This is a genomic window from Roseovarius ramblicola, assembly GCF_042430665.1.
Taxonomy (GTDB): Bacteria; Pseudomonadota; Alphaproteobacteria; order Rhodobacterales; family Rhodobacteraceae; genus Roseovarius; species Roseovarius ramblicola.
On sequence record NZ_JBHMEC010000009.1, the window covers coordinates 166,162 to 191,667 of the forward strand.

Sequence of the window (25,506 nt, forward strand, 5' to 3'; positions counted from 1 at the left end):
CTAGCCCGGATGCGTGCCCTTAGTCCTGCCCGTTTGCGTCATCGGACAGTCGCATGACCGCCCATCGCGCCGCATCCGCCACCGCCGCATCCGCATCTCCGCAATGCCCCTGCGCCACCGCGCGCAAGCGCGGCTCCCCCGAATTGCCGATCGCGTAGAGCACGTTCCGCAAGAACCGGTCGCGCCCGATCCGCTTGATCGGCGAGCCGGAAAACCGCGCCCGGAACCCGGCATCGTCCAGCGCCGCCAGCTCCACCAGCTTCGGCGCCACAAGGTCGTCGCGCGCGGCATACTTCACCTCCCGCGCCTCGACGGCAAACTTGTTCCATGGGCACACCGCCAGGCAATCGTCGCAGCCGTAAATCCGGTTGCCCAGCATGGGCCGCAGCGCCTCGTCCACCGGCCCCTTGTGCTCGATCGTCAGGTAGGAAATGCAGCGCCGTGCATCCAGTTGGTAGGGTGCCGGGAACGCATCCGTCGGGCACACGTCGAGACACGCCCGGCACGACCCGCAATGATCCGCCTCCGCGCCGTCCGGCTCCAGATCGAGCGTGGTAAACACCGACCCGATGAAAAACCAGCTCCCCAGGTCCCGACTCACCAGGTTGGTATGCTTGCCCTGCCAGCCAAGGCCGGCCGCCTCGCCCAGCGGCTTCTCGGGCACGGGGGCGGTATCGACAAACACCTTGACCTCGCCGCCCGCCTCGGCGATCAGCCACCGCGCCAGCCGCTTCAGCCGCTTCTTGACCGTGTCGTGATAGTCCCTGTTCCGGGCATAAACCGAGATATTCCCCCGATCCCGCCGCGCCAGCCCCGCCAGCGGGTCCTCCTCCGGCGTATAGCTCTCGCCCAGCACGATCACGCTGCGCGCCTCGGGCCACAGCACGTCGGGCGCACCCCGCCAGTGGCTGCGCTCCTCCAGCCAGCCCATCTGCCCGTGATAGCCGCGCGCGAGGAACGCCGCCAGCCGCTCCGGCACATGGCCCACATCCCACGGACGGCACAGCCGACAGGCATCGAACCCCTCGGTCCGCGCCCGCGCCACCAGCTTCTGTTTCAGTTCATCCTTCATGTTTCCGGCAAATACCCCGGGGGACGCGCCGCTCGCGGCGACGGGGGCGGCGCCCCCGCACCCCGGATATCAGAAATCCAGGTCGGCATAATGCGCCGGCGGCGGAAACCCCGGCACCTGATCCGCGAGAATCCCCCGGAACGCGGGCCGCGACTTGATCTTGGCATACCAGTCCTTGACCGCCTCCGACCTGTGCCAGTCCACGTCCGAAATATAGTCCAGCGCCGACAGATGCGCGGCCGCCGCGAAATCCGCCATCGTCATCGCGTCCCCCGCCAGCCACCGCCGGTGATCCAGCAGCCACGCCATGTAGTCGAGGTGAAACTTGATCGCCCGCGCCCCGTCCTTGACGTTGCGACTGTCGGGAAAGCCCTGCTTCATGATCTTCTTGTTGACCCGTTCGTAGAGCAGCCTCGCCGTCACCTCGTGGTGGAACTTGTCGTCGAACCACCCCACCAGCCGCCGCACCTCGTACCGCGCCTCGGCCCCTTTCGGCATCAGCGGCGGTTCGGGGTGGCGCTCGTCGAGATATTCGCAGATCGCGGCGCTCTCGGCCATGGTCTGCCCGTCGATACGCAGCACCGGCACCTTGCCGCCCGGATTGCGCCGCAGGAAATCCGCGTCCCGCTCCCAGTAGCGCTCCTCCACCAGTTCGCACTCGATCCGCTTCTCGGCCAGCACCAGCCGCACCTTGCGGCAAAACGGCGAGAGCGGAACGTGGTAGAGCCGGGCCATGTCGAATGCGTGCCTTTCATCGGGGAAAACACCCCCTCCATGCCCCCTTTGGCGCGCGGTTTCAATCCTCGAAACAGGCGGCGCGCCCGTCGCGGGCGATGGTCGCCGCCCCGTCCATGATCGCCGCCGCGCGGGCCCGCAACGCCGCCGTCGGGCGACTCGCCGAGCGCTCCCCGGGATCGGGCAGCACGGCGGCGAGCCTGGCCGCCTGCACCGCGCTCAGATCCGCCGCCGCCACCCCGAAATAATGCCGCGCCGCGGCCTCCACCCCGAACACGCCCTCGTCGAACTCGGCGAGGTTGAGATACACCTCCAGCACCCGCCGCTTGGGCCAGACCGCCTCCATCAGCGGCGTGATCGCCGCCTCCAGCGCCTTGCGCGCCCAGTTGCGCCCGTGCCACAGCCACACGTTCTTGACCACCTGCTGGCTGATGGTCGAGGCCCCGCGCCCAGCCCCTTCGGCGATGGCGTCGCGAATGGCCGCCATGTCAAACCCCCAGTGCAGGCAGAAATTGGCGTCCTCGGCGGCCACTGCCGAACGCGCCATCACCGGCGCGATGCGCGCCATCGGCACCGGCTCGCGCGCCACCGAGCCCAGCCGCCGCGCCTCCTGCCAGGTGTGGATCGTCACCGGCGGCTCCACCCAGCGATAGGCCAGCAGGCTCAGCGCCAGCACCGCCACCACGCCAAGCGCGCCCCGCCACAGCCAGCGCCGCAGCCTGCACCACGGCCCCGCCGGGGCCGCCCGCCGTCGCCCCTTCGCCGTCTTCTTCCTGCGTCCTGCCCGTGCCATGCCCCAGCTATAGCCGCCCGCCGCGCCCGGCAAAACCGCTTTGGCGCGACCGGCGGGGTTTGACTGGCGAAAATGCCCGGATCGGCGCGGCCCCGGCACGCGCCCGGCTTCTTCTTGGCAAAAATACTCATGCGACGGGGGACACAAGCGCCCCCCGCGCACGCCGAACTCACTCCGCCGGGATCGCCTCCGGCTCCACCCCCAGCGGATGCGCGATCTTGTCGAGCATCTCGCGCGGGCAAAGCTGCACGAAACGCGGCAATTCGCGGTCCCAGTATTGCAGGATATCCGCCGCCCGCCGCGAGCCGGTCTCGGCGAGATGGCGCTCGATCAGCCCCTTGAGTTCCTCCTGCCAGTGCGGCTCGGTCACCGGGCAGGCGACCAGCGTCTCGCCGTTGACCAGCGCCGGCGCGCGGCCCTCGGGGTCATGGATATAGGCCATGCCGCCGGTCATGCCGGCACCGAAATTGGCCCCGATCCCGCCGAGAATCACCGCCACGCCGCCGGTCATGTACTCGCAGCCGTTGCTGCCGCAGCCCTCGACCACCACATGCGCGCCCGAGTTGCGCACGGCAAACCGCTCGCCCGCCCGGCCCGCGGCAAACAGGTATCCTTCGGTCGCCCCATAGAGGACCGTATTGCCGATGATCGTGTTGTCATGCGCGACAAGCGGGCTCTCCATCGGCGGGCGCACCACGATGGTGCCCCCCGACAGGCCCTTGCCGACATAGTCGTTGGCATCCCCCGAGACCTCGATCTTCAGCCCCGGCGCCGCGAACGCGCCCAGCGATTGCCCGGCGCTGCCGCGCAGCTTCACGGTCAGGTGATCGGGCTGCAGGCCGTTGCGCATGCCAAAGCGCCGCACGATATGGCTGCTGACCCGCGTGCCCACCGTCCGGTGCGTGTTCTGCACCGTGTAGTGAAGCTGCATCTTCTCGCCATCCTCAAGGAACCGCGCCGCGTCGCGCACGATCTCGGCGTCGAGCGTGTCGGGCACCTCGTTGCGCGGGCGAGTGCGGTCGTAGCGGATGTCCTTGGCCCCGTCGATGGTGATCAGCATCGGGTTGAGGTCGAGATCGTCGAGATGCGCCGAGCCGCGGCTCACCTGCGTCAGCAGGTCCGCGCGCCCGATCACCTCGTCGAGCGACCGCGCACCGATGCTTGCCAGGATTTCCCGCACCTCCTGCGCGTAGAAGGTGATCAGGTTGACCACCTTGTCGGCATTGCCGGTGAACTTGGCGCGCAGGTCCTCGTCCTGCGTGCACACGCCCACCGGGCAGGTGTTGGACTGGCACTGCCGCACCATGATGCACCCCATGGAAATGAGCGCGGCGGTGCCGATACCGTATTCCTCGGCCCCCATCATCGCCGCCATCACGATGTCGCGCCCGGTGCGCAGGCCGCCGTCGGTGCGCAGCGTCACCCGGCTGCGCAGGTTGTTCATGCTCAGCACCTGATGCGCCTCGGTGAGGCCCATCTCCCACGGCAGCCCGGCATATTTGATCGAGGTGGCGGGGCTCGCCCCGGTGCCGCCATTGTGCCCCGATATGAGGATCACGTCGGCCTTGGCCTTGGCCACCCCGGCGGCGATCGTGCCCACCCCCGACTGCGCCACCAGCTTGACCGTTACCTTGACCGTCGGGTTGATCTGCTTGAGGTCATAGATGAGCTGCGCCAGGTCCTCGATGCTGTAGATGTCGTGATGCGGCGGCGGGCTGATCAGCGTCACCCCCGGCGTCGAGTGGCGCAGCCTTGCGATCAGGTCCGTCACCTTCATGCCGGGAAGCTGCCCGCCCTCGCCGGGCTTGGCCCCCTGCGCGATCTTGATCTCCAGCTCCTCGCAATGGTTGAGGTATTCCGCCGTCACGCCGAACCGTCCCGACGCCACTTGCTTGATCTTGGCACTCGGGTTGTCGCCATTGGCATCGGGGGTGAAATGCGCCGGATCCTCGCCGCCCTCGCCGCTGTCGCTGCGCGCGCCGATCCGGTTCATCGCGATGTTGAGCGTCTTGTGCGCCTCCGGGCTCAGCGCCCCGAGGCTCATCCCCGGCGTCACGAACCGCTTGCGGATCGCCGTCACGCTCTCGACGTCCTCCAGCGCCACCGGCTCGCCCAGCATCTTGATCGCCATCAGGTCGCGCAGGTGAATCGGCGGGTTGGCCTGAAGCGCCGCCGAATACCGCTTCCACAGCGCATAGCTCGCCTTGTCGCAGGCCATCTGCATCATGTGCATGGTCTGCGCGCCCCAGGCATGGGTCTCGCCCGACTTGCGCGCCTTGTAGAAGCCGCCGATCGGCAGGATATCCTGCCCGCCCCCGAAGGCGCGGCCATGCACCTCCTCCAGCTTGGCCTGAATGCCGCTCACCCCGATGCCGCTGATCCGGCTCACAATCCCGGGGAGATACTCGGCACACATCGCGCGGCTGAGACCCACCGCCTCGAAATTCAGCCCGCCGCGATAGGACGAGATCACCGAAATCCCCATCTTCGACATGATCTTGAGAATCCCCAGGTCGATCGCCGCGCGATACCGCGCCACCGCCTCGGTCAGGCTGCCCTCGATGAGGCCGCGCGCCACACGGTCGGCAATGGTGTCCTCGGCGAGATAGGGGTTCACCGTGGTCGCCCCCGCGCCGATCAGCACGGCGAAATAATGCGGGTCGATGCACTCCGCCGACCGCACGTTGAGGCTGCAAAACGTCCGCAGGCCCTTGCGCGTCAGATGGGAATGCACCGCGCTCGTGGCGAGGATCATCGGCATCCCCACATGCGCCTCGTTCAGCCCGTGATCGCTCAGCACCAGGTGTCCGATCCCCGAGCGCACGGCATCCTCGGCCTCGGCGCGGATGCGCTCCAGCCCGGCGCGCAACGCGCCCGGCCCCGGTGCAAAGGTACAGTCGATCTCGGCCACATCCGTCTCGAAGGCACGGATCATCTCCTGCCACTGCGCGTTGCCCACGAACGGGCTCTCCAGCACGATGATCTCGGTCTGCGCGCTACTCTCGTCCAGCACGTTCTTGAGATTGCCGAACCGGGTCTTGAGGCTCATCACCCTGAATTCACGCAGGGAATCAATCGCCGGGTTCGTCACCTGACTGAAATTCTGCCGGAAATAATGGCTCAGCGGGCGGTATTGCCGCGACAGCACGGCGGCGGGCGTGTCATCGCCCATGCTCGCAATCGCCTCCTTGCCGTCCTCGGCCATCGGCGCGAGGATCGACTCGATCTCCTCGATGGAGTACCCCGCCGCGATCTGCCGCCGCCGCAACTCGCCGCCCTCGAAGAGCGGTGCCTCGGTCACGCCCGAGAGCACATAGTCAAGCTCGTTGATCTTGCCGACCCACTCGCCGAACGGCTGCGAGCCGGCCAGCTTGTCCTTCATCTCGGCATCGTGGAACAGGCGGCCCTCGGTCATGTCCACCGCGATCATCTGCCCGGGGCCCAGCGCGCCCTTTTCGCGCACGTCTGATTCGTCCACCGGCACCATGCCCGCCTCGGACCCGGCGATGAGCAGCCCGTCGCCGGTCACGACATAGCGCATCGGCCGCAGGCCGTTGCGGTCGAGCCCGGCACAGACCCAGCGGCCATCGGTCATGGCGAGCGCGGCAGGACCGTCCCACGGCTCCATCACGCTGTTGCAGTAGGAATACATGTCGCGCCACGCCGCGGGCAGGTCCTCGGCCTGCTTGGACCAGGATTCCGGTACCAGCATGGTCTTGGCCATCGGCGCCTTGCGGCCCGCGCGCACCAGCACCTCGAACACGGCATCGAGCGCGGCACTGTCCGACGATCCCTGCGCCACGATCGGCTTGATATCCTCTGCCATCTCGCCAAAGGCCGACGACGCCATGCGGATCTCGTGGCTCTTCATCCAGTTGAGGTTGCCCTTCAGCGTGTTGATCTCGCCGTTATGCGCCAGCATCCGGAACGGCTGCGCCAGCCACCATTGCGGGAACGTGTTGGTGGAATAGCGCTGGTGATAGATCGCGAACGCGGATTTGAACCGCTCGTCCATCAGGTCGGGGTAGAATACCGCCACCTGCTCGGCCAGCATCATGCCCTTGTAGATGATGCTGCGGCACGACAGGCTCGCGATATAGAGCGCGGCCACGCCCGCCGCCTGCGCCGCCTTCTCGATCCGGCGGCGGATGACATACAACTCGCGCTCAAAGCTCTCCTCGTCCAGCCCCTTGGCGTCCGAGATCAGGATCTGCTCGATCTCGGGCCGCGTCGCGTTGGCCTTCTCGCCCAGGCAGGACACATCGACCGGCACATGCCGCCAGCCATAGATCGTGTGCCCCATCCGCAGCACCTCGGTCTCCACGATGGTCCGGCAGCGCTCCTGCGCGCCGAAATCGGTGCGCGGCAGGAACACCTGCCCCACCGCCACCAGCCGGCTCTCGTTCGGCTCGTGCCCGGTGCGCCGGATCTGATCATAGAAGAACGGCACCGGGATCTGCACATGGATGCCCGCGCCGTCGCCGGTCTTGCCGTCGGCATCCACTGCGCCGCGGTGCCAGATCGCCTTCAGCGCGTCGATCCCCGCCTGCACCACCTTGCGCGAGGGCTTGCCGTCGATGCTGACGACAAGGCCCACGCCGCAGGACGAATGCTCCTCCTCGTGGGCATACATGCCGCGCTCGGCCAGCCAGTCGCGCTTGGCCTCTTCCTTGGCTGCCCAGTTGCTATCGAAATCCGACATCGCGATCACTCCTCATCCGGCGCAAACAGCGCTTCCGTTTCTTCAGTCGTCAGTTTCCGGTGCCCACCGGCCAGCCCGTATCCGTGCGGGCACATGTCGGCGTAGAACTCCACCTTCATCTCGCCACCCGCAGCACTGTCGAACAATCCTGCCGCCGGGTGGCGCACGCCATCCGTGACCGTCCCGTACCAGAGCGTCGATCCGCAGGTCTGACAAAACCCGCGCTCCGCCCATGCCGACGACCGGAACGACGTGGCCGGGCCGCTGACCTCGACACTGCCGGGCAGAGTGGCAACCGAGATGAACATGCCGCTCGTGTGCCTTCGGCACATGTCACAGTGACAGGCGCGCAGCGCGGGCGTCTCGACCATGGCGCTTACAGTGACCGCACCGCACAGGCACCGGCCGTCGATCCGCGTGGCCCCGCTCATGCCTCGCCCTCCACGTATCGTTCCGACGCCTCGTACTCGGCCCGCGTCATGCGCTTGTGCTCGCCCGCCAGCACGACGCTGGCAAACGCCTGGTCCACGTATATCTCGTGCGACAGGGGCAGCCCCCGCGCGCCGTCGAACAGCCCCGGCGACACCTCGTAGGGTCCATCGTCGTCCTTGATCCAGAGCTGCGTGCCGCATTCCGCGCACCATGCGCGCTCGGCGAATGACGACGAGCGATAGCGCTGCACCGGCCCCGTCACCTCGACCGCGTCACCCGGTGCCTCCAGCACCCACATCGCCGCGCCGCTCCAGCGGCGGCACATGGAACAGTGACAGGCGCTGACGGCCACCGCATGGGACCGAACCGTGACCTTCACGGCCCCACAGAGGCAACGCCCCGTCAACTCGTCCGACTCTGGTTTCCTGGCTTCACCCATTTGGGTCACCTGTCCTGTCTTTTTTGAGGCCGGGCTCGTATCCTTGCTAAACCCTTGCAGCACCGTCACACCGCGCGCCGCGAACCTTGCGGTTCGCGGCGTGAACCTGCAGGTTCACTCCGCCGCGATGGCCTGCGCCGCGCCCAGATCTTCGAGGATTGCCGCCGCCGCATCGCGCCCGTCGCGGATCGCCCAGACCACGAGGCTCGCGCCGCGCACGATGTCACCCACCGCGTAGACGCCCGGCAGCGTGGTGCGCCCGGTGGTGAACTCGGCCTTGACCGTGCCCCAGCGCGTGACCTCCAATTCCTTTTGATTCCAAAGGGTTGGAAAGTCTTCCGGCTCGAATCCCAGCGCCTTGATCACGAGGTCGGCGGGCGCGTCCTCGACCGCGCCCTCGATCGGCTCGGGGCTTTGGCGGCCCGTCGCGTCCGGCGCGCCAAGGCGCATCTTCTGCACCCGGACCGCGTTTACCGGATCGCCCGCGAACCCTGATGGCGCGCTAAGCCATTCAAAAACAACGCCTTCTTCCTCGGCATTGGCCACTTCACGTTGACTTCCGGGCATGTTGTCGCGGTCGCGGCGGTAGAGGCAGGTGACCGATGTCGCGCCCTGCCGCACGGCGGTGCGCACACAATCCATTGCGGTATCGCCACCGCCAACCACAACCACTTGTTTACCTTCGGCATTCAGCTCGCCGCTGTCGAACTCCGGCACGCTGTCGCCAAAGCTCACCCGGTTGCTCGCGGTCAGGTAGTCGATGGCCCGCACGATGCCCGTCGCACCCACGCCCGGCGCCTCCAGATCGCGGCTCTTGTAGACCCCGGTGGCGATCAGTACCGCATTGTGTTTATTACGAATTTCGTCAAAGCTGATATCCGTCCCGACATCGCAATCGAGCACGAATTCCGCGCCGCCCTGCGCCAGTTGCTCGACCCGGCGCATCACCACGTCCTTCTCCAGCTTGAAGCCGGGGATGCCATAGGTCATCAGCCCGCCTGCGCGGTCGTAGCGGTCATAGACCGTCACCTGAACACCCGCCCGACGCAGCACGTCCGCGGCTGCCAGCCCCCCGGGGCCTGCGCCGATTATCCCAACGGATTCAATACGTTCTGAGGTGGGCGAGATGGGCTCGACCCAGCCTTCCTCCCACGCGGTGTCGGTGATGTACTTCTCCACCGCGCCGATGGTGACGGTGCCATGGCCCGCCTGCTCGATCACGCAATTGCCCTCGCACAGCCGGTCCTGCGGGCAGATACGCCCGCAAATCTCGGGGAAGGTGTTGGTCAACTGGCTGATTTCATACGCTTCTTTCAGCCGCCCCTCGGCGGTTAGGCGCAGCCAGTCGGGGATGTTGTTGTGCAGCGGGCAATGCGTCTGGCAATACGGCACGCCGCACTGGCTGCACCGCCCGGCCTGTTCCTTGGCCTTGGCATCGGCATATTCGGCATAGATTTCATGAAAATCCTGCCTGCGCGCCTCCGCCGTCCGCTTCTCGGGCATGTCGCGCCCGACGCTCACGAATTTCAGCATGGGTTGCTTCGCCACAACGTGCCCTCCCGGAATCCTTCCACCGCACGTCTCTATCGCATGGATTATCCGATTAAAAGTCAGAATATATGACCTATATACGAAAACATACCAAATTTCCCACGCAGAAAGTTAAGAAATCATGAATTCTAGGTCCGATGCGGACCTGTATTGCCGATTGCGTCGGAAACACAAAGGTTTATAGCTGCCAGCGTCGCAAGCAGGACCCCCCGGAATGACGCTGTTTCACATCTTCCTCGTCGCCATCATTCAGGGAATCACCGAGTTTCTGCCGATCTCCTCCTCCGGCCACCTCATCCTGCTGCCGAAACTCACCGGCATGGCCGATCAGGGGCTGGTCATCGACGTGGCCGTCCATGTCGGCACGCTGTTCGCCGTGGTCCTGTATTTCCGGTCAGATGTGCGGATCGCCCTTGCCGGCCTGCCGCGCGCCCTCACGGGGCGCGTTGACACACCCGGCGCGCGGCTGGCGCTGCTTCTGCTCATCGCCACCGTCCCGGTGATCGTCGCCGGGGCCCTGCTCAAGCTCTCCGGCCATACTGAAAGCCTGCGCTCGGTCGCCGTGATCGGCTGGACCTCGATCATCTTCGGGCTGGTTCTCTATTGGTCGGACCGGATCGGTCCGCACAAAAAATCCATCGCGGACTGGACCGTGACCGACGCGATCGTGACCGGCCTTTGGCAGGCGATCGCCCTCATCCCGGGCACCTCCCGCTCGGGCATCACCATCACCGGCGCACGTATCCTGGGATACCGACGGCACGAGGCGGCCCGCATCTCGATGCTGATGTCGATTCCCACTATCGTGGCAAGCGGCGTGCTGCTCGGTGCCGAAGCGGCGATGGAGCCCGATCCGACCGTCCTGGCCGGTGCCGCGACAGCCGCCGCCTTCGCCTTCGCCGCGGCCCTCGCGGCACTCAGCCTGATGATGCGGTTTCTCGACCGGGTGAGCTTTACGCCCTACGTGATCTACCGCGTCGCGCTCGGATTGGTGCTGCTTGCCCTCGCCTATGGCTGAGGGGCGTTACGCCTTGAGATTGCGGGCGGATTCGTGGATCGCCTCGTATTGCCCCGCAAGCCGGAACCGCCACAAATAGTCAGGCAGGACCGCCTCCATCGCGACCGGCTCGATCCCGAAATCGGCGAAGGTGCGGGCGCCCACGCTCACCACGTTGTCCACCCGCAGGCTGCGCACCTGATCGCGCGTGACCTGCGGCGGCACGAGGCCGAAGGTGATCGTTTCCACGAATTCCATCCCCGCCGCCATCATCGAGGCGATCCCGAACGGGATACCGACAATCAGCCGCCGCCGCCGGATCACCCGCAGCATCAGCTTCATCAATTCGCGGAACGTGGCCACCTCCGGCCCGCCAAGCTCGTAGATGCCCGGCTCTGCCGCGCCCATGGCCGCCTTCGCCGCCGCATGGGCCACATCGTCGGCGTGGACGGGTTGAAACCGGGTGTCGCCGCCGACAACCGGGATCACCGGCGAAAACCGCGCCATCCCCGCGAACCGGTTGAAAAACTGGTCCTCGGCACCGAACACCACCGAGGGGCGCAGGATCACCGCCTGCGGAAAATGCGCCGCGATACCGGCCTCCCCGGCAGCCTTGGTGCGGGCGTAGATGCTCGCCGATTCAGGGTCCGCCCCGATGGCCGAGAGATGCACGAGCCGCGCCACCCCCTCCTCGGCGGCGATGCGCGCGATCCGCGTCGCGCCCTCGTCCTGCACGGCGTGAAAATTGTTGCGCCCGCCGCGGTCGAAGGTGCCGACGCAATTGACCACGGCATCCGCGCCGCGAGTCACCGCGCGCACGCTGGCATCGTCGCGGATGTTGCAGAACACCGGCTCGACCTGCCCGGGCACACCATAGGGCTTGACGTGCATGGCCTCGTTGGGGCGGCGCACCGCCACCCGCACCCGCCAACCCGCCGACGCCATGCGTCGCGCGATGTAGCGTCCGACGAAACCTGATCCGCCAAAGATGGTGACGAGCTTGGACATCGGGGCCTCCGGGCTGCGCGTGATCCTGTCCTTTCCTAACGCCGCCATGACCCCGCGACAAGACGATAACGCCCACGCGTCAAATCGCGCAAAATCGCCGTTGACACCCGTCCGGGCTGGGTCTAAACGCCGCCCCACGACACCTGCCCAGGTGGCGGAATTGGTAGACGCGCTGGCTTCAGGTGCCAGTGGCCGCAAGGCCGTGGAGGTTCGAGTCCTCTCCTGGGCACCACTTTCCATTGAAATCATTGACTTTTCATGCACTTAGCGTGAAAACCACTACACGAACGCTACACAGCGTTGGGTGTCGGCCATGAGGTTGGTAGTGGAAATCGAGAGAGAATATCTGAAGCTCGGAAAGACCGGCAACGCAAAGTATAGAAGGCCGATAAGGTCAGAGAAGCTACAAGCGTTTCTAGGCAAGCGTGCCGTTGAATGGTCGCTCGGGACACGCGATCCACTGAGGATTGTGGCTGCGTGGGAACGGGAGCCTGTCCGGCGGTGACAAACAGGTTTACGTCAGGATCACCCAAGACATTCTGCAATCGTGGAGGGAATGGCATCCCCTCCCTGCCTTGCGACCGCGCTGCGCAAGATCCGGAAAACGTTTACCGCGGCGATGGCAGATTGGCGATCGAGCCGCGCAGGAAACCTCGGCGACCCGCGTCTGCAGCGCTCGCGCCACCGCGCTTTCAAGTCCGCTGCGATTGGTGGCCTGGTCGGAGATCATCCAGGATGGCGTAAAAGGCGGGCAGCACCAGCAGCACGAGCACGGTCGCACTGAACAGACCGAACACCACCGAGATCACCAGCGGCTTGACCGTCTGCGCCTGTGTGCTCGTTTCCAGCAGCAGCGGCGCGAGCCCCATGAGGGTGGTCGAGACCGAGACCACGATGGGCCGAAAGCGGTCGCGGCTGGCCAGCCCGGCGGCCTCGGTCGCCGGGGCGCCCTCGCCCATCCGGCGCTTGATCACCTGGACCAGCAGGATGGCATTGTTGACCACGATCCCGGCCAGCGAGGCCGCCCCCATGATCGACGGCATCGAGATGTTGTAGCCCATCAGCATGTGCCCCAGAACCACGCCCACGAGCGCGAGCGGAATGGTCAGCATGACAATGACCGGCTCGACATAGCTGCGGAACTGGAAGGACAGAACGACATAGATGCCGACCAGTCCGATCAGGAAGCCGCGAAGGATCGACCCCATGGTCTGGGCGGAATTGGCGTTCTGACCCTCGATGGAGACCGTGACATCGGGGAAATTTTCGGCCAGCCCGGGCAGGAACCCGGCGATCACGTCGCTCACAATGGCGTCGGCGTTGCCGATGCGCCCGTCTACATCCGCAGCGACCGTCACCGTGCGTCGGCCATCGACATGGGTGACGCGTCCCCAGCCGCGCGCCGCCTCGATCCGGGCGACGGTGGCAAGCGGCGTGCGCGTGCCGTCGGGCAGGCGGATCTCGAAGGTGGTCAGGTCCTCGAGCGTGCTGCGATCTCGCGGCGCCTGTTCGATCTCGATCTCGTGCGCGATGTCGCCGTCCTGCACAGTCATCACGATCCGGCCCAGAAACGCCGCACCGACCTGATCGGCGATGTCGCGCCCTGTCAGCCCGAGGCCGGTGGCCCCCTCGGCCAGAGTCAGCCGCAACTCGGGGCGTCCGGGGCGCAGATCGTGCATCGCGTTGTAGATTCCGGCATAGGTTTCAAGCTCGGCCAGAAGACGGTTCGCCGCTTGTTCCAGCGTTGAAAGGTCCGGCCCCGAGAGCCGGATTTCGACGGCGCGGCCCTGCGGGCCGATGCCCGGCTCGGTCAGGGTGATGGCGATTGCGCCGGGCACCGCGCCGATTTCCGCGCGCCATGCTGCGATCAACTCGTCGAGCGTGGTCACGCGACGCCCGGCCCCCAGCAGGTCGGCGGACAGGGTGGCGACATGCGGGCCGGTCTCGCCTGCGGTGACGTTCCTGTTGAAGATGGTTTGCACGCTTTGCACCAAGGCCGCGCCGTCGGGCTGGTCAGGCGAAAGCTGCCCGTTGACCTTTTCCAGCGCTGCCGCGACGCGGGCCGCGACCTCGTCAGTCCTGTCGAGCGGTGTGCCCTGCGGCATCAGGATTCGGGCCTCAAGCACATCGCCGTCGATATCGGGCAGTGCTTCGCGCTGGATATGCCCGCCGCGCAACAGGCCGATTGTCACGATCATCGCAGCCAGGGTCAGGCCGGTCACGAGATAGCGCCATGTTACGGCCCCATCCACGAGCGCGCCAAGCCCCCTGTCGCGCAGCCGCCCGAAGCCGCGCTCGAACCCCGCGCGGAACCGCGATGGCGGGGTGTCGGTCGATCTGAGCCCGTGCGAAAGGTGGTGCGGCAGGACCCAGAACGCCTCGATCAGGCTCGCGGCGAGGGCAGCGACAAGGACCACGGGCAGCACCTCGAGCACGGCACCGAGGTCTCCGGACAGGAATGACAGCGGCGCGAAGATCGCCACGGTCGTCGCGAAGGATGACAGCACCCCCGGCAGGACACGTTTCGTGCCCGCGATGGCCGCCTCGATCCGCGAGGTGCCCGTCGCGGACTCGTCCGAGATGGCATCCGAGATCACGATGGAATCGTCCATCACGATCCCGATGGCCATGAGCAGCGCCACCAGCGTGATCATATTGAGCGTGAGCCCCGTCAGGGCCATTACGACAAAGGCCCCCAGAAAGGCGACCGGCAGCCCGAGCGCGGCCCAGATCGCGTAGCCGGGGCGAAAGAACAGGCTCATCACACCCACAACGAGGATCAGGCCGATCACCCCGTTCTGCACCAGCATCACGAGGCGGTCGCGCACGATGCTGGTCATGTCCTGAACAACCTCGATCCGGATCGTCGGCGGCAGGCGATCGCGTTCCTCGGCAACAACCGCCTGCACCGCGTCGAAGACCCGCAAGGCATCCGCGCCGAGCGACTTCTCGACCTGCAGGAACGCCGCCCGCTGTCCGTCGAGAAAGGCGCGCTCTTCCTCGGGGCTGTAGGTCTCCTCGATCGCGGCGATCTGGCCGAGGGTCAGCTCGGCCCCGTTTGGCCGCGACAGGACCACGATGCGCGCCAGCGCCTCGGGGCTGCGGCGTTCTTCGGCAAGTCTCAGGGCAATGTCCTGTGCGTCCGTTTCAAGACTGCCCAATGGCCGGTCGAGGCTTTGCGCGCTGATCCGCTCGGCAAGCTCGGACACGGTCAGCCCGTGCTGCAGCAACACGGCGCGGGCCACCGTGATCCGGTATTGACGCGCGCCAAAGCCGGTCATCGTCACCTCGGCCACGTCCGGCAGGGCACCGAGCCTGTCCTTCAACTCCGCCGCATAGAGTTCGAGCTGCGCGGGTGGCATGTCGCCGGCCACGGCAACCGAGGCCACCGCGTCGGAGCGGTGCAATTGCCGCACGGTGGCGGGGTCGGCTTCATCCGGGAAATCGTCGACGGCGGAAATCTCTGTGCGCAGATCGGTGACGAAACGACCAGCGTCTCCGTCCGGTGCCATGGTGGCCACGGCGCGGGCGATGTTTTCCTGCGCGGTGCAGGTCAGCTCCTGCAGATGTTCAACAGCATCGACCGCGTCCCATATCCGGCGGCAGATCGCATCTTCCACCTCGCTCGCCGTGGCCCCGCGATAGACCACGGAAATCTCCGCCTCGGTGTCGCGGAAATCGGGAAAGGTCTCGCGCTTGAGGGTCGGGGCGGCCATGATCCCCGCCGCCGCGATCAGCACCAGAAGAAGATTGGCCGCGGTCGGATGACGGACAAACCACGCGATCATTCGGCCGGCTCCAGCGCGCGCACGCGCAGTCCCGGCAGCGCGGGCACAATATCGTCGAGGATGACCTCGTCACCGGCGTCGAGTCCTTCGGCGATTACGCTTTCGCCCGCCTGTGTCCAGGCCACGGTCACCTCGCGCATCTCGAGCCGTCCCTCAGCGTCGCGCAGATAGACGGTATCGCCACCATGCACCGCCTGCGCCGGCAGGACGATCACCGGCGCGCCCGCAGGCCCGGTCAACGTCACCTCGACATACATGTTGGGGACCAGCGGAAGGCGTGCGGGCGGGTGCGCCCCCTCGTATGGCGCATTCACCGCGATCACGGCGGGAACCGACCGGGCCTGCGGGTCGAGGCCGTTCTCGACCCGGATGAGCTGCCCGCGCCAGACCTGCTCCGGATCGGAAACGAGCCGCACCTGGGCGGTGATCCGCCCGAGTATTGCGTCACGTTCGCCGGCGCCGAACCGAACACCATCCGTCGCGGCGAACCCCATCAGCCGCGGAAAACTTTCGAGCGGCATCTGCGCCACGATTTCCGCCTGCGCGACGCCATCGGCGCTGACCAGAGACTGGCCGACGGTCACGAACTGATGCCGTTCGGCATGCACCTCGCCCACCCGCAGATCGAAGGGGGTCTCGATCCTGGTCATGCGCAGGTCCCGCTCGGCGCGGGCGCGGGCGGCCTCGGCTCGGGCGATCTGCGCGTCGAGCCGCGCCTCGCGCACCGGGGTGAGGGCGAGTGTGTTCTCAAGCTCCTGCACGGTGCGGCGCAAGGCCAGCGTCGCCCGCGTCTGCTCGTCCAGCCGCGCCTGCGGAACAGTGCCCTGTTCGGCGAGTCTCCGCACCCGTGCCAGCTCGGTCTCGGCAAGCGCAAGGCGGTCCCGTTCGATCCCGAGGATCAGGCGGGTATTCCCGGCCTCCTGCTCGATCTGACGCCCTTCGGCCTCGAAGGCGTTCAAGTCCGCGCGCACCTCCTGCAAGGCCGTTTCGTAACGGCTAGGGTCGATCTCCAGCACGCGTGTCCCCTCGGGGATCATGTTGCCGGTCTCGAGCTCCGGGCGGCGATAGGTAATAGCGCCCGCGACCTCGGCCACCGCCTGCCAGCTTTGTGCCGCGTGCACCGTGCCGTAGCCCCGAACCACGGGCGCGACTGGCCTCGCTTCGACGCGGATCGTGCGCGCCACGACCTCGCGCTCCGGCCGCTCGGTCTGCGCGGGCGGCGCGGCTGTCGAGACAAGCCAGATCGTTACACCGAGGCCGATAACAACGGGAGGAAAGAGCCGCAACATGCGCCAGACCCTCATGAATGTTCCCCTTTCTCGTTGTCCTGCCTTTGCCCGAGACATGACCCGGTCGTCGTAACAGGATGCTCGCATGGAAGCACGTCCATCAACGGTGAACGAAGCCTGATCCATGTGCCTTGGCGGCCTTATGGCTACGAATACCCTGTATCGATAGTTGATTTACGGATTTGACAACGATCAAGACTCAAGCTGGTTTGGCGCATTTATGGATTTTAATCATCTGACGACGCGGACGCGAGAGGGGCGGGGCCACACGGCAGCTTGGGTTGGACGAACCTCCCGAAGCTCTTGATATCGTTATTGCTCATCACCATCCCTGACGTTTTCTCGTTCCGGATGTGCGGAGAGCTGTCGGAGCGCAACAGTGGAGCAGGGCGCGTTGCGGTTGTCCAGAACTGCCACGGTCGCGGTCCCAGCCGAAGCGGTCATATTTCTTCGCCAGAGGGGGTCCGGGTTGCAGGGCGGATGCTGCGCGCCATGACAAGGCCCGTCGGCGGCTCACTGCAGCGTTGGCTTGCCGGTCCGCCAACTGATAAAAACAGTCTTGACTGTTTGTAACATCAGGCTTCACACTGCGTGGTGTCGAAAACCCGATTGCTCGGGACAGTCACAGGGAGACAAAAATGACCAAGACACTCATGGCCAGCGTCGCAGCTATCGGACTCCTGGCAGGCACCGCGTCGGCCGAGGTCCAGTTCACAGCCAACTCTTTTTATGCTGCGGAGCATCCGCATTCCAAGGACGGCTATATCGCGTGGGCCGAGATCGTGAAGGATCTCTCTGACGGCGAGCTGCAGCCGGATGTCTACACCGGGACGGTGCTACTGGCACCGCGCGCGAACCTTCAGGGCATCCGCGACAACGTCGTGCAGGTGGCGCATCACGCGGCGGTCTACACCCCGTCGGAAATGCCCGTTGCCAACAGCGTGCAGGAGCTTGGGTTCAACTATTCCGACCCGCTTGTCATGATCTTCGCATCGACCGATTTCAGCATGAACAACCCGACCCAGCTTCAGGAATGGGCGGACAAGGGCGTGGTCTATCTCGGCTCCTACGCGACACCGCCCTACGTGCTGTTCTGCCGCGAGCCGGTGCGCACCCTGGAAGAGTTCAAGGGCAAGCGGATCCGCACCGCCGGGTCCAGCGTGTCGCAATGGGTCGAGAAGGCCGGCGGCGTTCCCGTCAACGTGCCTTCGAGCGAGATGTATACCGGGCTCGAACGCGGCACCCTCGATTGTGCCTCGAACGCCGCCAACGACCTGATCGACCGGTCGCTCTGGGAGGTGGCCGAGCACACGACGATGCTGTCCACCGGCATGTACTGGACCGGCCCGCAATGGGGCTACAATCCCGAATTCTGGGCCGGGCTGACAACCGGGCAGCGCGAGATCCTGATGCAGGCCACGGCGCGCGCGATGTCGCAGATGATCGTCAACTATGTCGACAGCGCCGAGTCCAAGCTCGAACTGGCCAAGCAGAAGGGCAATAACGTCTATCAGCCGGCCGAGGATCTGCTCGCGTCGGCCGAGGCCTACCGGGCGAATTCGGTTGAGACGGCCTATCGGACGGCCGAGGAAACCTACGGTCTGAGCAACGGCAAGGCCGTCATTGACGATTTCATCGCAACGCACGAAAAGTGGGAAAAGCTGCTCGCGGATGTGGACCGGTCCGATGTCGACGCGCTGACCGATCTGGCGATGCGCGAGATCTACAGCAAGATCGACGCATCCGGTTACGGCGTTCAGTAACGGCAACTGTCAGGGCCCGCGACATTGCGGGCCCTTCCTTGCACTCCTGCAACCGGACGGGGTCATGTCGACACAAAAGCGCCGCACCCAGGCGGAACGCAGCCTGGCAACCACGACCAGCATTCTCGAAGCGACGTTGTCCTGCATCAAGGACAAGGGGCTGATCAACACATCGACCACCGAGGTGGCGATGCGGGCCGGCGTGTCGCGTGGCGCGCTCCTGCATCATTTCCATACCAAGGAATCGCTGATGACAGAAGCGCTGAGGCTGCTCTTGCTCCGCGAGGCCGCCGAGGCGGAGCGCATCGCCGATTCCGTTGTCGAACACGAATTGAACGTGGACCAGTTCATCGACTTCGTCTGGGAGCGTTTCTCGGGTGACCTCTACATGGTGTCCATGGAATTCGTGAACGCGGCCCGAACCGATCCGAAAATCAGGGCGGCGCTCGTGCCCGTGGCGCAGGAATTCAACGATGCCTATGCCCTGATCTGGGAACGGATCGCCGAGGGCGGCGATCGTGCACCCGACAAGCGGCGGCAGAAAATCGAGATCACCGCCATCATGTGTCTGGCGCGGGGCATGGCCACGCAAACCATCTGGCGCGACGAGCCCGCCCTTTTCCGTGAGACGATAGATTACTGGAAAGACCTGCTGAAGCTGTCGCGTCAGAACCAGTCGAGGGAAGGCGCGGCATGACACATGCGCAATCTCCGGCAGGCAGGACTGCCGATCGTATCGACCGCATCATAAATGCCCTGAATACGGGCTTTATCGTTCTCGCCTCGGTCGCTCTGCTGCTGATGATGCTGCATGTGACCGCCGATGTCGTGGCGCGTGCGACGGGTGCGGTCAACCTGATCGGCACGCTCGAGATCGTCTCCTATTACTACATGATCCTTCTGGTCATGCTTCCGATGGGGTTCGTGGAACTCAGGAACGAGCACATCCGCGTGGATCTGTTTGTCCAGATGATGCCGCGGTCCGTGCAATTCGTGCTCTACCTGCTCAGCGGCCTCCTGTGCCTCGTGTTTTTCGCGATCATGCTGCGGCAGAGCTTTCTGGACGCCTGGAATTCGAGCCTGCGCCAGGAGACCATAATGTCGAATTACATCTTCTACATCTGGCCGAGCCGCTGGGCCCTGCCCATCGGCTTCTTCGGGCTGTTGATCGCCGTTCTTGCGAACATGCTCAAGGCGGTCCGTTTGCGAAAGGCGCTCTGACGTGGACAATACAACCATCGGAGTCATCGCGATCGCCGTCACGCTTGTCCTGATCGCGCTGCGGTTTCCCATCGGCGTGGTGCTGGGCATCGTCTCCATCGCAGGCATTGCCGAAATCACCAACATGCGCGTCGCATGGGGCGTGGTGTCATCGACACCGTTCGACTTCATCGGGCAATGGGAGCTGACCGCCGCGCCGATGTTTCTGTTCATGGGCTACCTCGCCACCGAGGGAAAGCTCACAAGCGGGCTCTTCTCGGCGCTCAGGCTGTTTCTGGCACGGCTGCCCGGCGGGCTCGCGATTTCCAGCGTGGGGGCCTGCACGTTTTTCGCGGCGGCGTCGGGGTCGAGCGTGGCCACGGCGGCCGCGATGTCGCGGATCGCGGTGCCCGAGATGCTCCGCAACGGCTATGACAAGGGGCTCGCCACGGGCACGATCGCCGCTTCCGGCACGCTCGGCTCGCTGATACCGCCGAGCGTTCTGCTGATCCTCTACGGCGTTTACGCGCAGGTCTCCGTCGGGCAATTGTTCATGGCCGGATTCATTCCCGGGCTGGTCTCGGCCCTGCTCTATGCGATGATGATCATGGTCAGGGTCAAGGCCAATCCGGCCCTCGCAGGGCAGGTTGTGGTGGACGCGACCCGCGCGGAGAAGCTGGCGGCGCTCAGGGAAATATGGCCTCTGCCGACGCTCATTATTCTGGTGCTCGGCGGGATTTTCACGGGTTACTTTTCGCCGACCGAGGCGGGGGCGCTCGGGGCGTTCTTCGCCCTGTGCATCGCCATGCTGCGACGCAGCCTCGATTTTGCCGGGTTCAAGGCGGCGGTGGTCAACACGCTCCAGAGCACGGCGGCGATCTTCCTGATCCTGATCGGGTCGGTGCTGTTCACCAAGTTTCTCGCCATGTCCCGCCTGCCCACGGCGTTCTCGGAGATGATCCTGTCGGTCAGCGACAGCCAGTGGTGGATCCTTTTCGCGGTCGCGGTGATCTATCTCATCCTTGGCATGCTGATCGATTCCATCGGCCTGCTGTTGCTGACCCTGCCGCTCATCCTGCCGCTTGTGGATGCCGCCGGAATAGATGCCATCTGGTTCGGGATCATCGTGATCAAGCTGCTCGAGGTGGGGCTTGTCACGCCGCCCATCGGTCTGAACGTCTATGTCATCAAGGGGGCGTTGGGAAACATCGTCACCTTGCCCGAGGTCTTTCGCGGAGTGAGCTGGTTCATCGCGATGGATTTCGTGGCGCTCCTGCTGATCGTCCTCATACCCGCGATGTCGCTGTGGCTGCCATCGCTTGTCTATAACTGAACACACGGGAGGGAACCGCCATGACAGCTTTCGCCAACGCCGATTACGCCGGGCGGTCATACGGAGAAATACCGGTCGGCTACGGGCAGCGCCCGGGAATCGTGGTCATCGATTTCCAGAAAGCGTTTACCGAGGATCGCTATCCGCTTGGCGGGGCGCCCCTGATCATGCGCGGGCTGGAGAATACCGCGCGCCTGCTCGGGGTCGCGCGCCGCAACAACATCCCCGTTGCGAGCTGCTATACCGCCTACAAGGACGAGGCGGACATGCCCTACTGGAAGATCTCGGCGGTGCGCGAGCAGTTCCGCCACGAGCACCCCGGCTCGGAACTCGACCCCTCGATCTACGATCCGGACCATGACGTGAAGGTCTGCAAGACCGGACCGTCGATCTTCTTCCAGACGCCGGTGGTGCCGTTCTTCATCCGGCAGCGGGTCGATACGGTGATCGTGACCGGCTGCACCACCAGCGGCTGCATTCGCGCCTCCAGCATCGACAGCTTTCAATACGGCTTCCGCACCATCGTGCCCGAGGATTGCGTGGGCGATCACGAGGAGCAGCCGCATCTGGACAACCTGCGCGACATCTCGCGCCGCTATGTCGACCAGACCACCTCTGACGAGGTCATCGACTACATCGAACGCGTCGGGCGCCTGAACGCCTGACCCACCCGACAAGACCCGAGAAAAGGAACCACCATGAGCATGCAGATCATCCGCAACGCCCGCATCATCGACGGATCGCGGGACCGCCCCGCCGACCCGCAGGATATCGTCATCGAGGACGGCATTTTCCGCGAGGTCTCGGACAAGGTGTCGGTCAGCAGTGACGACGAGATCGACGCCAGCGGTCGTTTCGTGCTGCCCGGACTGATCGACTGCCATGTCCATGTGATCGCGACCACGGCCGATCTGGGGGCGAATGCGGCGCTGCCCAATTCGCTGCTGGCCTACCGCGCCATGGGGCTGATGAAGAACATGATCATGCGCGGCTTCACCACCGTGCGGGATCTTGGCGGGGCCGATATCGGCATTGTCGATGCGATCGAGGAGCGGCTGATCGTGGCCCCGCGTCTGGTGATCTGCGGCAAGGCGCTGTCCCAGACCGGCGGGCATACCGACTACCGCGGCCCCTACAATCCGCGCAATGTCGATTTCTACCGCGACCAGATCGGCGCCATGGGCCGCATCGTGGACGGCGTCGACGACATGCGCCGCGCCTGCCGCGAAGAGGTCAAGGGCGGCGCGAAATTCATCAAGCTGATGGCCAATGGCGGGGTGTCCTCTCCGACCGATCCGATCGGGTTCATGGGGTTCTCGGTGGCCGAACTCGAGGTCGCCGTCGAGGAGGCGGCGAACGCCGAGACCTATGTCGCGGGGCATCTCTATACCGACGAGGCGATCAACCGTGCGCTCGATGCGGGTATCCGCTCGATCGAGCATGCCAACCTGATAAAGCGGGAAACCGCGAAACGCGTGGTCGCGCAGGACGCCGTCGTGGTGCCGACGAATATCACCTATGAATTGCTCGGGACCCGTGGTGCAGACTTTGGCTTGCCGCCCGAATCCGTGGCAAAGGTCGCCGATGTCCGCGATGCCGGGCTGGACGCGCTCGGCATCCTGCACGAGGAAGGCGTGACCATGGGGTATGGATCGGACCTTCTCGGGGGTATGCAGCAGTATCAGTCGGGCGAGTTTCCGCTGCGCGGCCGATACCTTCCCGCCCATGACGTGATCCGCTCGGCAACGCTCGATGCGGCCAGGGTGATGCGCATGGAGGGCCGGATCGGAGCGATCACGCCCGGCGCGCATGCGGATCTGGTGATGCTGGAGGGGAACCCGCTCAAGGATCTTTCACTGCTCGACGGGCAAGGCGAGCATCTTGCCGTCATCATGAAGGACGGCCACGCCATCAAGCGGAGCTTGTAATCCGGCGGACAGGTCTGACCTGCACCGTCGATCTCTTGTGCACGGTGAACCGGCCGTCCGGTGCAAGCCCGCCGAATGGTCTGGTTCTTCGGTCGGAACCGGCACAGCGGATCGGCGGCGCTCGCCTCGCCCTTCAGGGCCCCCCGGCGCGACCTTCGCCTTGATCCCGGGCGCGTGGGGCTTGCGTTTCGGCATCCCTGGTCTCCGTCCTGTCGAGGATCGGCAGACTGCAAACCGCTGGCTCTCTCTTCGCATAAGAGCCGGGGTCAGCATAAGACAAGCGTGTCGCGTGAATGCGGATGAACGCGACACGCGCTAGTCGCGATTGCCTTTCGCCCTGGACCTGAGAGACGCGGCGGACTGGTTGAACAGGACCGTGTTGTTGTCGGCGCGGTGTTGCCCCCTGTTCTGCTCCGACTTGTGCAGGTCGATGGCGCGCTGCACCGCCGGGCGCGCCTTGATCCGCGCGCGCCAGTCGGCCACGCGGGGAAAGGCGTCGAGCGAGGCGCCAAGCGGCTTGGCAATGAAGGCCCAGGGAAAGGCCAGCATGTCGGCGATGGAATAGTCGCCCAGAATGTACTCGCGCCCGTCCAGGCGGTTTTCCAGCACGCCAAGGTTGCGGTCGTATTCGCCAAGGTAACGCTCGAAGCCATAGGCGCGGTCGCCCTCGGGCGCATAGTTGCGGAAATGGCTGAGCTGACCGGCCATCGGCCCCTGATTGCCAACCTGCCAGAACAGCCATTCCATCAGCGCCTTGCGGGCGCGCAGATCGGTCCGGGGCGGGACGAATTGCCCGGTCTTGTCGGCGAGGTACAAGAGCACTGCCCCGGATTCGAACACCGTCACGGGGTCGTCGCCCCAATCCGCGCCCGGCGCGTGATCGACGATGGCGGGCATCTTGGCATTGGGGCTGATCGCCAGAAATTCGGGCGTGAACTGGTCGCCCTCGCTCAGCCGCATCAGGATCGGGCGATAGGCGAGGCCGGTCTCTTCCAGCATGATGGCGGCCTTCCAGCCGTTGGGCGTGGGCGCGAAATAGAGGTCGATCATCCGGGGCTCTCCTGCGTGTCGGTGGCGATGCCCTCTGCAATCATTTCGTCGATGGTGTCGGCGTCATAGCCCGCCTGCGCAAGCACGGCGCGGGTATCCTCACCCAGACGGCGGGCGGGCTGCGGTGCCTCGGGCTGGGTGGATGAAAACCGCGCCGGTGTGCGGGTCTGGCGGATCGGGCCGGCCTGCGGGTGGTCCTGCTCGATCACGATGCCATTGGCCTGCACCTGCGGGTGGCGATAGACCTGATCGCGCGTCAGAACCGGCGCGCAGGGCACGTCATGGTCGCTCAGCCGCTGCATCCAGTTGTCGGTGGTGTCGTCAAGCAGCGCCTCTTGCGTCAGTTCCAGCCGGGCGGGCTTGTTTTCCTCCCGCGCGGCCACGGTGGCAAAGCGCGGGTCATCGAGCCAGTCGGGCCGCCCCACCGCCGCCGCGAGCCCCTTCCAGGTGCTGTCGGTATGCGCCGAGACCGCCATCCAGCCATCGGCGGTCTGGTAGATCAGCTCGACAAAGCTCTGCGCCTCGCCCCCCTTGTCGGGCGGCACCTCCGCGCCGACAAAGGTATGGCCCGCCATGTCCGAACTCCACAAAAAGGCCAGCACGGTGTCGAGCATCGAGACCCGCACATGGCTGCCCTCGCCCGTCCGGGCACGCGCCAGCAGCGCGGCGGTGATCGCCTGCGCGGTCTGGATCGCGGTCAGCTTGTCGGGCAGGATGGTGCGCACCAGCCGGGGGCGCGCCGCATCCGCCCCGCCCTGCACGCTCGCAAGCCCCGACAGTGCCTGAATCAGCGGATCATAAACCGGCTTGCCCGCCCAGTCCCCCTCGAACCCGAAGCCCGAAATCGAGGTATAGATGATGTCGGGGCGGACCGCGCGCACCGCCGCCTCTCCGAGCCCGATCCGTTCGGCCACGCCGGGGCGGAAATTCTGCACGATCACATCCGCCGTCTCGCAGAGCCGCAGCGCCGCCTCGCGCCCGCGCGGGTGCTTGAGGTTGAGCGTGACCGACGCCTTGCCGCGGTTGTTGTTGAGAAACGACGCCGAGAATCCGCCCCGCCGCCCGGTGACCTGCCGGCTGAGATCGCCGCCCTCGGGGTGCTCGATCTTGATCACCTCGGCCCCCTGATCGGCGAGCGTCATGGTGGCCAGCGGCCCCGAGATCATCGTTGTCAGGTCGATCACCCGAAATCCGTGCAAGGGTCCGGACATTTTGCTGACCTCCGGTTTGAGGGGGGGTGTGAGACAGGGCCGTTCGGATCGCGCGGGCAAACCGCCTTCTCCGTTAGCCTAAAGCGCGGGCAAATATCAGTCCAGTGTCACATCGGCGCATCGGCCTTCCGTCAGACGGCGGCGATCTCTGCGGTGTGGAACAAGGCGCTGCGCCCGCACTGGTATCAGCGCCCATCAATGACCGTCGGCACCCA

The 25,506-nt window shown here is 65.6% G+C and carries 19 protein-coding genes and 1 tRNA gene; 8 read left to right on the plus strand and 12 right to left on the minus strand.

The features are described 5' to 3' along the window. Positions 1–19: 19 nt before the first annotated feature. The 7 genes from queG to ACFFU4_RS06240 form a co-directional block, all read right to left on the minus strand. Entirely contained in the window at positions 20–1,072 is a 1,053-nt protein-coding gene (gene queG / locus ACFFU4_RS06210) for a tRNA epoxyqueuosine(34) reductase QueG (protein WP_377068161.1), read from the minus strand. Between the two features lie 69 nt (positions 1,073–1,141). Then, complete coding sequence (gene fzlA / locus ACFFU4_RS06215; RefSeq protein ID WP_377068163.1) at positions 1,142–1,807, minus strand: FtsZ-binding protein FzlA; 666 nt, start codon at positions 1,805–1,807, stop codon at positions 1,142–1,144. 61 nt (positions 1,808–1,868) lie between these two features. Next, a complete protein-coding gene (mtgA, locus tag ACFFU4_RS06220) occupies positions 1,869–2,600 on the minus strand; it encodes a monofunctional biosynthetic peptidoglycan transglycosylase (RefSeq protein ID WP_377068165.1) in 732 nt (243 codons plus the stop codon). A 169-nt stretch (positions 2,601–2,769) separates the two neighbouring features. After that, positions 2,770–7,302, minus strand: coding sequence for a glutamate synthase large subunit (gltB, locus tag ACFFU4_RS06225; RefSeq protein ID WP_377068167.1), 4,533 nt, complete (start codon positions 7,300–7,302; stop codon positions 2,770–2,772). 5 nt (positions 7,303–7,307) lie between these two features. Next, positions 7,308–7,733, minus strand: a complete 426-nt coding sequence (locus tag ACFFU4_RS06230) for a GFA family protein (RefSeq protein WP_377068169.1) — start codon at positions 7,731–7,733, stop codon at positions 7,308–7,310. After that, positions 7,730–8,173 carry a GFA family protein gene (locus ACFFU4_RS06235; protein WP_446692661.1) on the minus strand — a complete coding sequence of 148 codons (444 nt, stop codon included), beginning with the start codon at positions 8,171–8,173 and terminating at the stop codon, positions 7,730–7,732. Before ACFFU4_RS06235 ends, ACFFU4_RS06230 begins: the two co-directional genes overlap by 4 nt. A 114-nt stretch (positions 8,174–8,287) precedes the next feature. Beyond that, positions 8,288–9,721: an NAD(P)-dependent oxidoreductase gene (locus ACFFU4_RS06240; protein WP_377068173.1), complete on the minus strand. Its 1,434-nt coding sequence runs from the start codon at positions 9,719–9,721 to the stop codon at positions 8,288–8,290. 217 nt (positions 9,722–9,938) lie between these two features. Here ACFFU4_RS06240 and ACFFU4_RS06245 point away from each other — a divergent pair, with 217 nt between their 5' ends. Next, positions 9,939–10,742, plus strand: coding sequence for an undecaprenyl-diphosphate phosphatase (locus ACFFU4_RS06245; protein ID WP_377068175.1), 804 nt, complete (start codon positions 9,939–9,941; stop codon positions 10,740–10,742). Positions 10,743–10,748: 6 nt separating this feature from the next. Here ACFFU4_RS06245 and ACFFU4_RS06250 read toward each other — a convergent pair whose 3' ends face one another. Next, the gene (locus tag ACFFU4_RS06250) at positions 10,749–11,729 is read right to left on the minus strand and encodes a complex I NDUFA9 subunit family protein (protein ID WP_377068229.1); all 981 of its coding nucleotides are present in this window, start codon (positions 11,727–11,729) and stop codon (positions 10,749–10,751) included. Between the two features lie 145 nt (positions 11,730–11,874). Between ACFFU4_RS06250 and ACFFU4_RS06255 the strand changes: the two genes are divergently transcribed. Further along, positions 11,875–11,961 (plus strand) — tRNA-Leu (locus tag ACFFU4_RS06255). A 460-nt stretch (positions 11,962–12,421) separates the two neighbouring features. Here the strand turns inward: ACFFU4_RS06255 and ACFFU4_RS06260 are convergent. After that, entirely contained in the window at positions 12,422–15,517 is a 3,096-nt protein-coding gene (locus tag ACFFU4_RS06260; RefSeq protein WP_377068177.1) for an efflux RND transporter permease subunit, read from the minus strand. Further along, positions 15,514–16,821: an efflux RND transporter periplasmic adaptor subunit gene (locus ACFFU4_RS06265; RefSeq protein WP_377068179.1), complete on the minus strand. Its 1,308-nt coding sequence runs from the start codon at positions 16,819–16,821 to the stop codon at positions 15,514–15,516. The genes ACFFU4_RS06260 and ACFFU4_RS06265 overlap by 4 nt, the downstream gene beginning before the upstream one ends. 623 nt (positions 16,822–17,444) lie before the next feature. Between ACFFU4_RS06265 and ACFFU4_RS06270 the strand changes: the two genes are divergently transcribed. From ACFFU4_RS06270 to ACFFU4_RS06295, 6 genes are all read left to right on the plus strand, one after another. Then, the gene (locus ACFFU4_RS06270; RefSeq protein ID WP_377068181.1) at positions 17,445–18,569 is read left to right on the plus strand and encodes a C4-dicarboxylate TRAP transporter substrate-binding protein; all 1,125 of its coding nucleotides are present in this window, start codon (positions 17,445–17,447) and stop codon (positions 18,567–18,569) included. Between the two features lie 64 nt (positions 18,570–18,633). Next, entirely contained in the window at positions 18,634–19,266 is a 633-nt protein-coding gene (locus tag ACFFU4_RS06275) for a TetR/AcrR family transcriptional regulator (protein WP_377068183.1), read from the plus strand. Then, positions 19,263–19,790 carry a TRAP transporter small permease subunit gene (locus ACFFU4_RS06280; protein ID WP_377068185.1) on the plus strand — a complete coding sequence of 176 codons (528 nt, stop codon included), beginning with the start codon at positions 19,263–19,265 and terminating at the stop codon, positions 19,788–19,790. Before ACFFU4_RS06275 ends, ACFFU4_RS06280 begins: the two co-directional genes overlap by 4 nt. Position 19,791: 1 nt before the next feature. Further along, complete coding sequence (locus ACFFU4_RS06285) at positions 19,792–21,102, plus strand: TRAP transporter large permease (protein WP_377068187.1); 1,311 nt, start codon at positions 19,792–19,794, stop codon at positions 21,100–21,102. Positions 21,103–21,122: 20 nt separating this feature from the next. Further along, complete coding sequence (locus tag ACFFU4_RS06290; RefSeq protein WP_377068189.1) at positions 21,123–21,767, plus strand: isochorismatase family protein; 645 nt, start codon at positions 21,123–21,125, stop codon at positions 21,765–21,767. Positions 21,768–21,800: 33 nt separating this feature from the next. Continuing rightward, the gene (locus ACFFU4_RS06295) at positions 21,801–23,030 is read left to right on the plus strand and encodes a metal-dependent hydrolase family protein (RefSeq protein WP_377068191.1); all 1,230 of its coding nucleotides are present in this window, start codon (positions 21,801–21,803) and stop codon (positions 23,028–23,030) included. Positions 23,031–23,345: 315 nt separating this feature from the next. Here ACFFU4_RS06295 and ACFFU4_RS06300 read toward each other — a convergent pair whose 3' ends face one another. Together ACFFU4_RS06300 and ACFFU4_RS06305 are read right to left on the minus strand one after the other, a co-directional pair. Further along, positions 23,346–24,080: a glutathione binding-like protein gene (locus ACFFU4_RS06300; protein WP_377068193.1), complete on the minus strand. Its 735-nt coding sequence runs from the start codon at positions 24,078–24,080 to the stop codon at positions 23,346–23,348. Then, the gene (locus ACFFU4_RS06305; RefSeq protein WP_377068195.1) at positions 24,077–25,291 is read right to left on the minus strand and encodes a CaiB/BaiF CoA transferase family protein; all 1,215 of its coding nucleotides are present in this window, start codon (positions 25,289–25,291) and stop codon (positions 24,077–24,079) included. Before ACFFU4_RS06305 ends, ACFFU4_RS06300 begins: the two co-directional genes overlap by 4 nt. Positions 25,292–25,506 lie beyond the last annotated feature (215 nt).

Coding starts and splice junctions, on each gene's coding strand:
- queG (WP_377068161.1), bottom strand. CDS start 1,072: ATGAAGGATGAACTGAAACAGAAGCTGGTGGCGCGGGCGCGGACCGAG.
- fzlA (WP_377068163.1), bottom strand. CDS start 1,807: ATGGCCCGGCTCTACCACGTTCCGCTCTCGCCGTTTTGCCGCAAGGTG.
- mtgA (WP_377068165.1), bottom strand. CDS start 2,600: ATGGCACGGGCAGGACGCAGGAAGAAGACGGCGAAGGGGCGACGGCGG.
- gltB (WP_377068167.1), bottom strand. CDS start 7,302: ATGTCGGATTTCGATAGCAACTGGGCAGCCAAGGAAGAGGCCAAGCGC.
- ACFFU4_RS06230 (WP_377068169.1), bottom strand. CDS start 7,733: ATGAGCGGGGCCACGCGGATCGACGGCCGGTGCCTGTGCGGTGCGGTC.
- ACFFU4_RS06235 (WP_446692661.1), bottom strand. CDS start 8,173: ATGGGTGAAGCCAGGAAACCAGAGTCGGACGAGTTGACGGGGCGTTGC.
- ACFFU4_RS06245 (WP_377068175.1), top strand. CDS start 9,939: ATGACGCTGTTTCACATCTTCCTCGTCGCCATCATTCAGGGAATCACC.
- ACFFU4_RS06250 (WP_377068229.1), bottom strand. CDS start 11,729: ATGTCCAAGCTCGTCACCATCTTTGGCGGATCAGGTTTCGTCGGACGC.
- ACFFU4_RS06260 (WP_377068177.1), bottom strand. CDS start 15,517: ATGATCGCGTGGTTTGTCCGTCATCCGACCGCGGCCAATCTTCTTCTG.
- ACFFU4_RS06265 (WP_377068179.1), bottom strand. CDS start 16,821: ATGAGGGTCTGGCGCATGTTGCGGCTCTTTCCTCCCGTTGTTATCGGC.
- ACFFU4_RS06270 (WP_377068181.1), top strand. CDS start 17,445: ATGACCAAGACACTCATGGCCAGCGTCGCAGCTATCGGACTCCTGGCA.
- ACFFU4_RS06275 (WP_377068183.1), top strand. CDS start 18,634: ATGTCGACACAAAAGCGCCGCACCCAGGCGGAACGCAGCCTGGCAACC.
- ACFFU4_RS06280 (WP_377068185.1), top strand. CDS start 19,263: ATGACACATGCGCAATCTCCGGCAGGCAGGACTGCCGATCGTATCGAC.
- ACFFU4_RS06290 (WP_377068189.1), top strand. CDS start 21,123: ATGACAGCTTTCGCCAACGCCGATTACGCCGGGCGGTCATACGGAGAA.
- ACFFU4_RS06295 (WP_377068191.1), top strand. CDS start 21,801: ATGAGCATGCAGATCATCCGCAACGCCCGCATCATCGACGGATCGCGG.
- ACFFU4_RS06300 (WP_377068193.1), bottom strand. CDS start 24,080: ATGATCGACCTCTATTTCGCGCCCACGCCCAACGGCTGGAAGGCCGCC.
- ACFFU4_RS06305 (WP_377068195.1), bottom strand. CDS start 25,291: ATGTCCGGACCCTTGCACGGATTTCGGGTGATCGACCTGACAACGATG.